We start from the raw sequence: 13028 nt of genomic DNA, 5'->3' as shown, positions 1-13028 counted from the left end.
GGTGAACGCGGCAACCACGACGCGCTCAAGGCTGCCGGGTCGCTCGCGCGGCCACTGTAGCGGCCGGATCTCCCCTGGTCAGCCCGCTTCCCGGCCGGTCGGAAATGTTCGCCTGCACGGTGCCCGCCATTCACGACGGCAGGGGAAGCGGTTAACCCGCGAGCGCCGGTGCGTTAACCCGCCGCCGTTAGCGTCTCACCCCGGTCGGCCGGCCGAGGGCCGCCGGTTCATCCACGATCACGGGAGCACCAAATTGAGTGAGTTGAATGGATCGTCCATTCTGATCACCGGGGGAACGGGTTCCTTCGGCAGGACCTTCCTCCGGCACATCCTCACCGAGGCCGACCCCGCCCGGGTGGTGGTCTTCTCCCGCGACGAGCTCAAGCAGTACGAGTTGCGCCAGCAGCTCGGCGACGACCCGCGCCTGCGCTGGTTCATCGGCGACATCCGGGACCGGCACCGCCTCACGCGGGCGATGCACGGCGTGGACCACGTGGTGCACGCCGCCGCCCTGAAGCAGGTGGACACCGCCGAGTACAACCCGTCGGAGTTCATCGCCACCAACATCACCGGCTCGCAGCACGTGGTCGACGCGGCGATCGAGGCGGGCGTCAAGAAGGTCATCGCGCTCTCGACCGACAAGGCGTCCAGCCCGATCAACCTGTACGGCGCCACCAAGCTGGTCGGCGACAAGCTGTTCGTCTCGGCCAACCACTACGCCGCGCACCACCCGACCCGGTTCTCGGTCGTGCGCTACGGCAACGTGGTCGGCAGCCGTGGTTCGGTCGTCCCGCTGTTCCACCGGCTGGCCGCCGAGGGCAAGAGCCTGCCGATCACCGACAAGCGGATGACCCGCTTCTGGATCACCCTCGAGCAGGCCGTGCAGTTCGTCATGGACTCGTTCGACCAGATGCAGGGTGGCGAGCTGTTCGTGCCCCGGATCCCCAGCATGCGCATCCTCGACCTGGTCGAGGCCGTCGCCCCGGACGCCACCACCCACGAGATCGGCATCCGGCCCGGCGAGAAGCTGCACGAGGAGATGATCGCCCCGGACGACAGCCGGCGGACGCTGCGCGCCAAGGACCGCTACATCGTCCAGCCGACCATCGCCGGTTGGGGCTACCAGCCGCCGGTCGACTGCGAGCCCGTGCCGGACGGCTTCGCCTACCAGTCGGACACGAACGACGAGTGGCTCACCGTCGAGCAGCTACGCGAGATGCTCGGCCTGACCGCATGACAGGGATGCTCCCGTACGGCCGGCAGTCGATCTCCGAGGACGACGTCGCGGCCGTCGCCGGCGTGCTGCGCGGCGACTGGCTCACCACCGGGCCGCAGGTCGACGCGTTCGAGGCCGACCTGGCTCGGGTGACCGGCGCGGCAGGTGTCGCCGCCGTCTCCAACGGCACCGCCGCGCTGCACGTGGCGTACGCGGCGGCCGGTGTCGGACCGGGCGACGAGGTGGTGGTGCCGCCCATGACGTTCGTGGCGACCGCCAGCAGCGCTGTCGCCCTCGGCGCGAAGATCGTGTTCGCGGACGTCGACGAGGAGACCTTCTGCCTCGACCCGGCTGCCGCGGCGGCGGCGGTCACCTCGCGTACCAAGGTGGTTTCCGCCGTCGACTACGCCGGCCACCCGGCCGACTACGACGCGCTGCGCAAGACCGTCGCGGGCACCGACGCCCTGCTGCTCGCCGACGCGGCGCACTCCATCGGCGGGACGTACCACGCTCGGCCGGTCGGATCACTCGCCGACCTGACCACGTTCTCGTTCTTCCCGACGAAGAACCTCACCACCGCCGAGGGCGGCGGGGTCGCCGCGCTGGATCCGAAGATCCTGGAGCGGGCCCGCCGCTTCCGTGGCGTGGGCATGGTCCGCGAGCGCGACGACCTGCGCCGCCCCGACGAGGGCGGCTGGTTCTACGAGGTCCCCGAGTTCGGGCTGAACTACCGCCTGCCGGACGTGCTCTGCGCCCTGGGCCGCAGCCAACTGCGCCGCCTCGGCGAGTTCGTGGCCCGCCGGGCCGCGCTCGTCGCCCGCTACAACGAGGCGCTCGCCGACCTGGACGGGGTACGCCTGCCCGTCCAGCAGCCGTGGGCCGAGCCGGCCTGGCACCTCTACCCGATCCGGGTGCTCAACGGCCGTCGCCGCGAGGTCTACGACCGGATGCGCGCGGCCGGCATCGGCGTACAGGTCAACTACATCCCGGTGCACTGGCACCCGGCCTTCGCCGACCTGGGTTACCGGCGCGGGTCGTGCCCGGTGGCCGAGTCGTTCTACGCCCAGCAGCTGTCGCTGCCGCTGTACCCGGGACTCAGCGACGCCGACCAGGACCGCGTCATCGACGCGCTGACCGCGATCCTGCGGGGCAGCGCGGTGCGTTCCGCCGCCTGATGGGAAGCTGATGCACCACGCGAACCACTTCTACGGCCACGCCCACGTGCTGGCCCGTTACGCCGGTCTCGGCGACCGGCATCCGCCACGGATCAACGGGTACGTGCAGCACGGCTGGAACATCGGCGACGGCCTGGCGCCGGGTCACCCGTACGCCGACCGCACGCCCAGCCTGCTCTGGTCCGAGCAGACCCGCCGCCGGGCCTGGTCGGTGGGGCGGCGCAACGTCGTCGTGATCGGCGCCCCGTTCACCTACCTGCTGGCGATGCGGCCGGACAACCCGCCGGAGCAGGAGCGGGAGGGCACCATCTGGTACCCGTTCCACGGCTGGGAGGGCCAGCACGTCAAGGGCGACCACCGGGAGCTGATCGCCCGGATCCGCGACACCGAGCCCGGCCCGGTGACGGTCTGCCTGTACTGGCACGAGTACGGCATGCGCCACGTCCGGCGGCTCTACGAGCGCGCCGGGTTCCGGGTGATCTGCCACGGCTACCGGGGACACTGGTGGAAGGACACCGACCCGGAGTTCCTCGACAAGCAACTGACCGAGCTGCGCCGACACCGCCGGGTAGCATCCAACCGGCTGACCAGCGCGATCTTCTACGGCATCGCGGCCGGCTGCGAACCGGCGGTCTACGGCGACCCGATGATCCTGTCCAACGAGGACCCGACCTTCGGCGGCACCGCCCGCATCCGTCGGCAGTGGCCGGAGCTGCACGGCACCAGGGTCGACCTGCCCACCGCCGTCTCGATCGCCCGCGCGGAGCTGGGCGTCGACCACCGCTGCACCCCGGCCGAGCTGCGTGAGCTGCTGGGTTGGGCGAACCTTGGGGAAGAAGAGGACGACAGTGACGACTGAGACCGCACCCGCTGGCCGGATCAGCCTGCCCGGCGGCGAGATGCTGGCCTGGTCCGACCTGCCGAAAGAGCGGTTGGCCGATGGCGGGCCGCTCGCCGCGCTGGCCGCCCGCGTCGTGCCGTCCGGCGCGCGGGTCCTGCTGGCCGGCCCGCACGACCCGGCGCTGCTCGACCGGCTCGCCCACGCCGAGGTGACCTGCCTGCTGCGCAGTCACCCGGACGCGGTGGTGCTCGCCCAGCGGGCCACCCACGTCATCGTGGGCGGCCCCGCCGGCCTGCCCGACGACGAGACGTACGACGTGGTGATCGCCGCCGCCGGCCTGGACCCGATCGAGTCGGTGGAGGGCACCCGGCTCGGCTGGGACGGCGTGCTGGCCCGGCTGGTCGCGGCGGTACGCCCCGGTGGCGCGCTGCTGCTGCGCCTGGACAACCCGCTCGGGCTGCACCGGCTGGTCGCCACTACCCCCTGGTACGCCGCCCGCGACGACTCCGCCTGGGTCATCGGCGGCGTGCTCGACCCGGCCCACCCCGCCAACCGGGACCAGCTCCGGCAGCGAATCACCGACAGCGGGCTCCGCCCGAGCGCCTGCTGGGCCGCGTACCCCGATGGCGCGACGGCGACGGCCCTGCTCGACGCCGACCAGCTCGACCACGGCGCGGGCCGCGGGCTGTTCGACGCGGTGCTGCACGGCGCCTGCGCCGGTGCCTTCGCTCCCGCCACGGTGCTCCAGGACCCGGCCCGGCTGGCGGTGGACGCCCTGCACGCCGGGCGCGCCGCGGACCTCGCGCCGGCCTGGCTGATGCTGGCCCACCGGCCCGGCGGGCCCACGGACTCCCCGGCGAGACGGAGCTGCCGGTGGCGCTGGTGCAGACCGGCTCGTCCGGGCAGCCCGGGATCGGTGTGCTGGAGGTGCGCGACGGCCCGTCCGGCTGGCGGTGGGGGCACGTCGCCACCGCCGACACGCGCGCGCCGAGCGCGCCGTTCGCCAGCCGCGAGGCCGCGTACCGGGACCCCGACGCGCTGACCGGGCCGGTGCCGTCCGGGCGGCTGCTGCGCACCCTGCTGCTCGACGCCGCGCTGCGCCGCGACCTGACCACGGTGCGCGCGCTGCTGCACGGGTACGCGGGCTGGCTCGCCGACCAGGCCGACGCCGACGGACGGCTGGTCGGCGCCGCCGCGCTGGCCAGTGCCGACAACATGGTGGTCGACGGGGAACGCTTCGCGGTACTCGACCCGAGCTGGCGGGCGGCCGACCGGCTCCCCGGCGACGTGGTGCTGGCCCGCGGGCTGTGGCGCTTCGCGGCGGCCCTGCTCACCGGCGGGTACGCCCACCCGTGGTCGTCCACCCTCGACGTCGCCGGCCTCACCGTCGTCCTCGGCGGGCTCGCCGGCCACGACCTGGACCGGACGACGGTGGCCGAGGCGGTCCAGGTCGAGGCGGCGATCACGGCCAGCCTGCACGGCCTGGACGCCGAGCACCGCACGGCCCTCACCACCGACCTGCAGGCGGTCGAACCGACCGACCCGCCGCTCGGCGCGCACAGCTACCAGCAGTTGCGCGAGGCGTGGCTGCGCCAACGCGAGGAGATCAGTCGGCTGGCGGCCCTCACCAAGTGGACCGACGAGCTGCTCACCTCCCGGGAACGGGCGCTGCGCCGGGCCGAGGCGAAGATCGGCCTGCTCAGCGGGTCCATCAGCTACCGAGTCGGCCGGCTCGCCATCACCCCCGCCCGGCTGGCCAAGCGGGGTGCGCGTGCCGCGAAGCGACGTGCCCGCGCGGCGCTCGCCCCGAAGCAGCTCGTCACGGAGCAGGAGGAGCAGCAGTGACCGACGACGGCGGCGCTCCCGCGACGACGCGGCCCGGCCCTGCGGCGCGGCCCGGTCCTGCGGCGCGGCCCGGCCCTGCGGCGCGGCCCGGTCCTGCGGCGCGGCCCGGTCCTGCCGCGCGTCCGGATGCGACGGCCGACGCGGGAGCGGCCGCCGGAGCACGGATCGTCGGCATCGTGCAGGCCCGAATGGGCTCGTCCCGGCTGCCCGGCAAGGTGCTGCGCCCGCTCGCCGGGCGGTCCGTGCTCGGCCGCGTCGTCCGCGCCGCCCGCGACAGCGGCGTCCTGGCCGACCTGGTGGTCGCCACGAGCACCGACACCGTCGACGACGCGGTTGTCGACGAGTGCCGCCGGCTCGACGTGCCGTGCCATCGCGGCCCCGTCGACGACGTGCTGGGCCGGTTCGTGGGCGCGCTCGCCGCCCACCCGGGCGACGCGGTCATGCGGTTCACCGCCGACTGCCCGCTGCTCGATCCGGAGATCATCACGCTGGTGGCCTCGGTATACCGGGCCGTACCCGGGTTGGACTACGCGAGCACGTCGATCGCACGCACCCTGCCCCGAGGGCTGGACGTCGAGATCATCCGCGCGGACGCCCTGCGTACCCTGGACCGGCTCGCCACCGGCCACCACCGGGTCCACGTGACCTCGTACGCGTACACCCATCCGGAGCTGTTCCGGGTGCTCGGGGTCACCCTCACCCCGGACCGTTCGGCGCTGCGGCTGACCCTCGACACCGAGCAGGACTGGGCGCTGGTGAGCGCCGTCGCCGACCACTTCGGCGACGTCAGCGTGCCACTGGCCAAGCTCGCCGACTGGCTCGACGGGCAACCCCGGCTGCGCGCGCTCAACGCCGACGTACGCCAGAAGCGGCTGGAGGAGTCCTGAGCACGCTACGGGTCGGGCTGCGCTGCGACGCCGGGCCACGGCGCGGCGTCGGGCACCTCGTCCGCTGCCTGGCCCTCGCCGAGGAGTTCCTGGCCCGAGGCGCCCACGTCGCGGTGTTCGGCACGGTCGAGCGCGTCGGCTGGGCCAGCGCCGAACTGGCCGCGCGCGGCATCAAGCTGCACCCCGGCCCCGAGTCACCGAGCGAGCTGGTCGAGGCGGCCCGACGACACGACCTCGACGTGGTGGTCCTCGACTCGTACGAACTGGACCCGGCCGCCGCCGGCGCCCTGCGCGCAGCCGGCATCCTCACCCTCGCCGTGATCGACGGGGACAGCCGGGGCCAGGACGCCGACCTCTACCTCGACCAGAACTTCGGGGCGCGGCTTCCGGAGCTGCCCGGACGGCTGCTCGCCGGCAGCGGGTACGCCCTGCTGCGCGACTCGGTCGTGACCGCCCGCCCGGCGACGCCCCGGCCCGCCACGACGGTCGGCAGGCCACGGGTGCTCGCCTTCTTCGGTGGCACCGACGCGGTCGGCGCGGCACCGGCGCTGACCCGGGTACTGCTGGCCACCGGCCACCCGCTGGACCTCACGGTCGTCGTCGGGCGACCCGAGATCGAGGCCGAGCTGGAGGCGATCAGCCCCGGGCGGGGGCAGGTCGTGCATCCCGTCCCGCCCACCGGCTCGCTGCCCACCCTGATCACCGAGGCGGACCTCGTGATCAGCGCCGCCGGCACCTCCACCTGGGAACTGTGCTGCCTCGGCGCGCCCGCTGCGTTGGTCTGCGTGGTCGACAACCAGCGCGAGTCGTACACCCGGGTGGTGCGCCACGGCCTGGCCGCCGGCCTCGGCGAACTGCCGGAGTTGACCGCCGCCGGGCTGTCCGGGCGGACCGCCCGCGCGACGGCGGCACGAACGCTGAACGGGCTGCTCAGCTCGCCGCGACGCCGGGCGGCGCTGGCCGCCCGAGCCTGGGCCGCCGTGGACGGCCAGGGCCGCGCCCGCGTCGTAGACGCCGTGCTGGAAGCCATAACCCCAACCCCCACCAAACCCTGACCGCCGCCCCCACTCCCCACTCCCCGCTCCCCGCTCCCGCTCCCGCTCCCCGCTCCCCGCTCCCCGCTCCCCGCGATCTTGCACTTGCTGTGGCGACACAAGGGGCGTCTACTCCCATATCGGCAACCGAAACTGCAAGATCGGCGCGGCGGGGGGCGCGGCGAGGGGCGCGGCGAGGGGCGCGGTGTGGGGGCGCGGCGAGGGGCGCGGTGTGGGAGCGCGGTGTGGGGGCGCGGTGTGGGGGCGCGGCGGGGGGTGCGGTGTGGGGGTGCGGTGTGGGTGGGGGCTGCGGGCGTGCGGCTCGGCACTCGCACGCTTGTACTAACGTGCTGTTAGGGTGGGCTGCATGGAGGTCGTCTACCAGCCGTCGATGCTCGATCTGACCGACGCGGACCCGGCCCTGGGGCCGCTGCCCGGCGCGATCCGGCGGCACGATCTCACCCGGGGCGCCTGGGTCGACCACCTCCCCGGCTGGGTACGCGGCTCCGACGCGGTCCTCGACACCCTGCTCGCCGAAGTGCCCTGGCGCGCGGAACGCCGGACCATGTACGACAGCGAGGTCGACGTGCCCCGCCTGCTCTGCTGGTACGACGGCGAACGGCAACTGCCGCACCCCGTGCTCACGGCCGCCCGCACCGCCCTGACCCGGCACTACGCACCCGAGCTGGGCGAACCTTTCGTCACCGCCGGCATGTGCCTCTACCGCTCCGGCCGCGACAGCGTCGCCTGGCACGGCGACACCATCGGCCGCTCCGCGCACACGGACACGATCGTCGCGATCGTCTCGTTCGGTTCACCCCGACCGCTGCTGCTACGCCCGCGCGGCGGCGGCGACAGCCTGCGCTTCCCCGTGGGACACGGCGATCTGATCGTCATGGGCGGCTCCTGCCAGCGCACCTGGGAACACGCCATCCCCAAGACCACCCGCCCAGTAGGCCCCAGGGTGAGCGTCCAGTTCCGCCCAATCAACGTCGCCTAACCCGGTCCCTCCCCCACCCCACCCCTCCCCCACCCCACCCCACCCACCCCCCTCCCCGCTCCGCCCCGGTGATCAAGAGGTTTGCGTCACGACACGCCGGGAGCGATGACGCAAACCTCTTGATCACCAAGGAGGCAGCGGGGCCGGGGGGTGGGGGGGTGGGGGTGGGGGTGGGGGTGGGGGTGGGGGTGGGGGTGGGGGTGGGGAGCGCGGGGTTAGTCGCGTTCGATTAGGTGGCCTACTACCGTTGGGCCGAGCATCACGGCGAAGCCGCTGCCGTCGCGGCGGGGGTCCGCCGCCGGCAGTTCGACCGGCTCGCCGGTGGCGGTCGCGCCGACCGGGCGCGGCCCCACCCAGGCCACGGCGACGTCCGTCTCACCCTTGAGGAACCGGTGGGCACGCACGCCGCCGGTCGCCCGGCCCTTCGCCGGGTACGCCTGAAACGGCGTGACCTTGACCGTCGCTCCGGTGGAGGTGACCACCATCGGCTCGCCGTGACCCGGATCGTCGGTGCGTACCGCGCCGAAGAAGACCACCCGCGCCCCGGCCGGCAGGCTGATGCCGGCCATGCCACCGCCCTTGAGGCCCTGTGGGCGCACCACTGAAGCCGCGAAGCGCAGCAACGACGCCTCCGAGGTCACGAACGTCAGCGTCTCGGTGTTGTCGGTCAGCCAGGTCGCCCCGACCACCTCGTCACCGTCCCGCAGGCCGATCACCTCGAACTCGTCGGACCGCACCGGCCACTCCGGGGCGCAGATCTTGACCACGCCCTGCCGAGTGCCCAGCGCCAGCCCGGCTGAGGCGTCGGTGGCGCCGGCGAGCGGGGCCAGACCGACGACGGTCTCCCCCGCCTCCAGCGGCACCAACTCGGCCGCGGACATGCCGCCGCGCAGCGACACCGTGCCGGCCTGCTCGGGCAGCACCGGCAACGGCAGTACGTCGATCTTGAAGGCGCGACCCGCGCTGGTGACCAGCAGCACCCGGCCACGGGCCGTGGAGTGCACGATCGCGCGTACCGTGTCGTGCTTGATCCGGCCGTTGCGCCGACGCCCCTCGGCGCTCTCCTCCGACTCGGCCGCGGTCCGGGCGACCAGCCCGGTCGCCGAGAGGATCACCTGGCACGGGTCGTCCGCGACCTCCAGCGGGCCGGCCGGCGCGGACGCCGCCAGCACCTCCTTCAGGTCACCGTCGACAAGGGTCGTACGCCGTTCGGTACTGAACTGCTTGACCACGGCCGCCAGCTCGTCGGAGACCAGCTTCTTGAGCACCCGCTCATCGTCGAGGATCGTGGACAGCTCGGCGATCTCGGAGCGCAGCCGGTCCTGCTCGGCCTCCAGCTCGATCCGGTCGAATTTCGTGAGGCGGCGCAGCGGCGTGTCCAGGATGTAGGTGGCCTGGATGTCGGAGAGGCCGAACTGGCTCATCAGAGCGTCCTTGGCCGCCTGCGCGTCGTCGCTGCCACGGATCAGACGGACCACCCGGTCGATGTCGAGCAGCGCGATCAGCAGACCGTCGACCAGGTGCAGGCGCTCCTCGCGCTTACGGCGACGGTAGGAGCTGCGCCGGGTGACCACCTCGTACCGGTGGGCGAGGAAGACCTCCAAAAGCGCCTTCAACCCGAGGGTACGGGGCTGACCGTCGACCAGCACGAGGTTGTTGACGCCGAACGACTGCTCCAACGGGGTCAATCGGTACAGGTCGGCGAGGAGCGCCTGCGGGTTGACGCCCACCTTGCACTCGACCACGAGGCGGGTGCCGCTCTCGCGGTCGGTGAGGTCCTTGACGTCCGCGATGCCGGTCAGCCGCTTGGTCTTGGTGACCTCGTTGGTGATCGCCGCGATGACCTTCTCCGCGCCGACGCCGTAGGGCAGCTCGACCACGGTGATGGCCTGGCGGCCCCGGCTGCCCTCGATCGGGCCGATCTCCACCTTGCCGCGCATCCGCACCACGCCGCGCCCGGTCTCGTACGCCCGGCGCACCTCGTCGAGGCCGAGCAGCACGCCACCGGTGGGCAGGTCGGGGCCGGGGACGAACTCCATGAGCTTGTCCAGGGTGGCGTCCGGGTGGTTGATCAGCCAACGGGCCGCGGAGACCACCTCGGCGAGGTTGTGCGGGATCATGTTGGTGGCCATCCCGACCGCGATCCCGGACGCGCCGTTGACCAGCAGGTTCGGAAAGGCCGCCGGCAGCACGGTCGGCTGCGTCAACGACCCGTCGTAGTTGGGCTCGACGTCGACCGTGTCCTCGCCCAGCTCACCGACGAGCAGCATGGCCTCGCGGGACATCCGCGCTTCGGTGTAGCGCGAGGCGGCCGGGCCGTCGTCCGGGGAGCCGAAGTTGCCATGTCCGTCGATGAGCGGCACGTTGAGCGAGAAGTCCTGCGCCAGGCGGACCATGGCGTCGTAGATCGCCGTGTCGCCGTGCGGATGATACTTTCCCATCGCATCCCCGACAATTCGGGCGGACTTCACGTGCCCTCGGTCGGGGCGGTAGCCCTGCTCGTACATCGACCAGAGGATCCGCCGGTGCACCGGCTTGAGGCCGTCGCGGGCGTCCGGCAGGGCACGGGAGTGGATGACCGAGAAGGCGTACTCCAGGTAGGAGTCGGAGACCTCGGTGACCAGCGGATTGTCGAAGACCCGCGCGCCGGCCTGGTCGAACGAGGAGAGGTCGACCTTGTTGTCCTTGCGGCGTGCCATGACTCAGCTCTCCACTCGAATGAAACGTCGGCTCATGCGTCGATCGCCTCCCGGTCGACCCGGTCGGCGGAGTCGATCAGCCAGTTGCGGCGCGGCTCGACCTTCTCGCCCATCAGCAGTTCGAGGATGCGCTCGGCGGCGTCCACGTCGTCGAGGGTGATCCGGCGGACCGCGCGGGTGGCCGGGTTCATCGTGGTCTCCCACAGCTCGTCGGCGTCCATCTCACCGAGGCCCTTGAAGCGCGGGATGGGCGTGACGATCTGCTTGCCGGCCTTTTCCAGCTTGCGGACCGTCGCCTCCATCTCGGCCTGGGTGTAGGTGTAGACGGTCTGCGGGTTCCGCCCCTTGGTGGTGATCTTGTGCAGGGGCGGCATCGCGGCGTAGAGCCGGCCGGCCTCGATCAACGGCCGCATGTAGCGGGCGAAGAGGGTGATCAGCAGCGTACGGATGTGCGCGCCGTCCACGTCGGCGTCGGCCATGATCAGTACGCGGCCGTAGCGCAGCGCGGACAGGTCGAACGTCCGCCCCGAACCCGCACCGAGCACCTGCACGATCGCCGCGCACTCGGCATTGTCCAGCACCTGCTGCAGGTTGGCCTTCTGCACGTTGAGGATCTTGCCCCGGATCGGCAGCAACGCCTGGTATTCCGACGAACGGGCCATCCGGCTCGTGCCGAGGGCGCTGTCACCCTCCACGATGAACAGCTCGCTACGGTCGATGCCCGTGGCGCGGCAGTCGACCAGCTTCGGCGGCATGGACGCGCCCTCCAGGGCGGTCTTGCGCCGGGCGGCGTCCTTCTGCTGCTTCTGGGTGAGCCGCACCCGCGCCGCGTCGACGATCTTCTGCAGGACGACGCGCGCCTCGGCCTTGGTGCGCCGGTCCTCCAGCCAGGCCTTGACGTGCGCGTCGACGAGGCTCTGGATGACCTTGGTGATGCCGGTGGTCGACAGCTCGTCCTTGGTCTGGGAGGTGAACTGCGGCTCGGGAAGCCGCACGTGCACCACGGCGGTCATCCCCTCCAGGACGTCGTCCAGGGTGGGCGGCTCCTCCTTGGCCTTGAGCAGGCCGCGGGTGTTGCGGACGGCGTCGGCGAGGGTGCGCACCAGGGCCCGCTCGAAGCCCTTGCGGTGGGTGCCGCCGTGGGCGTTGCGGATGGTGTTGGTGAAGCACTCGACGGTGCGCTCGTAGCCGGTGCCCCAGCGGAACGCCACCTCGACCTCGGCGCGGCGCTGCACGTTGGACTGCATGACGCCGTTGGCGTCGGCGGCGTTCTCCCGGTACGTCCCCTCGCCGTTGACCAGCAGGATGCCGGAGACCGGCCGGTCGCCGGCCGGCGCGAGGAACTCGACCATGTCGCTGAGCCCGTTGGGGTAGTGGAACCGCTCCTCGACGGGCGCCTCACCGGTCAGGTCGCGCAGCAGGTACGTCACGCCGGGGACCAGGAACGCCGTGTTGCGCAGCTTCATCCGGACCGCGTCGACGTCCAGCGCCGCGCCGGTCTCGAAGTAGCGCGCGTCGTGCCACCAGCGGATGGAGGTGCCGGTGCGCTGGCCGCGCTTCATCGCCCCGGTCACCTGGAGCCCCGGTCCGGCGGTGAAGGGCGCGTCCGGCCCGGCGCCGTCGAAGATCCCGGGTACGCCGTGCCGGAACGACATGGCGTGGATCTTGCCGGCGCGGCGGACGGTCACGTCGAACCGACGGGACAGCGCGTTGACCGCCGAGGCGCCAACGCCGTGCAGGCCGCCGGAGGTCTTGTAGCCGGAGCCGCCGAACTTGCCGCCCGCGTGTAGGCGGGTCAGCACCAACTCGACGCCGGAGATGCCGGATTTGGCGTGCACGTCGGTGGGGATGCCCCGGCCGTCGTCGTCGACCTGGACCGAGCCGTCGGGGTGCAGGATCACCTCGACGTGGCTGGCGTGGCCGGCGACGCCCTCGTCAGTGGAGTTGTCGAGGATCTCGTTGACGAGGTGACCCACGCCACGGCTGTCGGTGGAACCGATGTACATGCCGGGCCGCTTACGAACGGCGTCCAGCCCCTCAAGGTGGGTGAGGTCATCGGCCCCGTACAGGGTGTCAGGCTCTGCGGTCAACTGGTCGTACTCCCCGGTCTCGGCGGTGTGGTGCGGCGTCCCAACTGTCGGTCGGCCGGCGCGCGCCGCAGCGAGCCTAGCCCGAGACTGAGACAACTCCCGGAGCACCTACGCGACCCGCCGTGCTCGACCCGACGAACGTGAGCCACCGAACAGCCGCACAGTGAGCAGGGGACCACGCAGAGATACCCACCTCGGTACGATTCCTCACTTGCGGGGACGACGGACGCGGGGAGGCGGC

Annotated in this window: 8 protein-coding genes and 1 pseudogene; 7 read left to right on the top strand and 2 right to left on the bottom strand. The window is 72.5% G+C overall.

Translation table 11 applies throughout. The features are described from left to right. Positions 1–253 precede the first annotated feature (253 nt). From pseB to ACQP03_RS11470, 7 genes and pseudogenes are all read left to right on the top strand, one after another. A complete protein-coding gene (pseB, locus tag ACQP03_RS11500; RefSeq protein WP_357120124.1) occupies positions 254–1237 on the top strand; it encodes a UDP-N-acetylglucosamine 4,6-dehydratase (inverting) in 984 nt (327 codons plus the stop codon). Next, complete coding sequence (locus ACQP03_RS11495; protein ID WP_433460863.1) at positions 1234–2391, top strand: DegT/DnrJ/EryC1/StrS family aminotransferase; 1158 nt, start codon at positions 1234–1236, stop codon at positions 2389–2391. The genes pseB and ACQP03_RS11495 overlap by 4 nt, the downstream gene beginning before the upstream one ends. 10 nt (positions 2392–2401) lie before the next feature. Then, a complete protein-coding gene (locus ACQP03_RS11490; RefSeq protein WP_357120130.1) occupies positions 2402–3250 on the top strand; it encodes a hypothetical protein in 849 nt (282 codons plus the stop codon). After that, positions 3240–5077: pseudogene (locus ACQP03_RS11485) on the top strand (class I SAM-dependent methyltransferase). The gene ACQP03_RS11490 and the pseudogene ACQP03_RS11485 overlap by 11 nt, the downstream one beginning before the upstream one ends. A 188-nt stretch (positions 5078–5265) precedes the next feature. Then, positions 5266–5964 carry a cytidylyltransferase domain-containing protein gene (locus ACQP03_RS11480; RefSeq protein WP_433461149.1) on the top strand — a complete coding sequence of 233 codons (699 nt, stop codon included), beginning with the start codon at positions 5266–5268 and terminating at the stop codon, positions 5962–5964. Next, the gene (locus ACQP03_RS11475; protein ID WP_433461148.1) at positions 5961–7019 is read left to right on the top strand and encodes a PseG/SpsG family protein; all 1059 of its coding nucleotides are present in this window, start codon (positions 5961–5963) and stop codon (positions 7017–7019) included. Before ACQP03_RS11480 ends, ACQP03_RS11475 begins: the two co-directional genes overlap by 4 nt. A 346-nt stretch (positions 7020–7365) precedes the next feature. Next, positions 7366–7998 (top strand): alpha-ketoglutarate-dependent dioxygenase AlkB, encoded by a 633-nt coding sequence (locus ACQP03_RS11470; RefSeq protein WP_357120136.1) that lies wholly within the window; start codon positions 7366–7368, stop codon positions 7996–7998. 215 nt (positions 7999–8213) lie between these two features. Here ACQP03_RS11470 and ACQP03_RS11465 read toward each other — a convergent pair whose 3' ends face one another. Both ACQP03_RS11465 and ACQP03_RS11460 read right to left on the bottom strand, forming a co-directional pair. Continuing rightward, positions 8214–10697: a DNA gyrase/topoisomerase IV subunit A gene (locus ACQP03_RS11465; protein WP_433460862.1), complete on the bottom strand. Its 2484-nt coding sequence runs from the start codon at positions 10695–10697 to the stop codon at positions 8214–8216. 32 nt (positions 10698–10729) lie between these two features. Then, a complete protein-coding gene (locus ACQP03_RS11460; protein WP_396832222.1) occupies positions 10730–12787 on the bottom strand; it encodes a type IIA DNA topoisomerase subunit B in 2058 nt (685 codons plus the stop codon). Positions 12788–13028 lie beyond the last annotated feature (241 nt).

This window comes from Micromonospora sp. CA-248212, assembly GCF_050948405.1.
Lineage (GTDB): Bacteria > Actinomycetota > Actinomycetes > Mycobacteriales > Micromonosporaceae > Micromonospora.
Note: the sequence above shows the minus strand (reverse complement) of the source record. Positions and strands in the feature narration are given on the sequence as shown.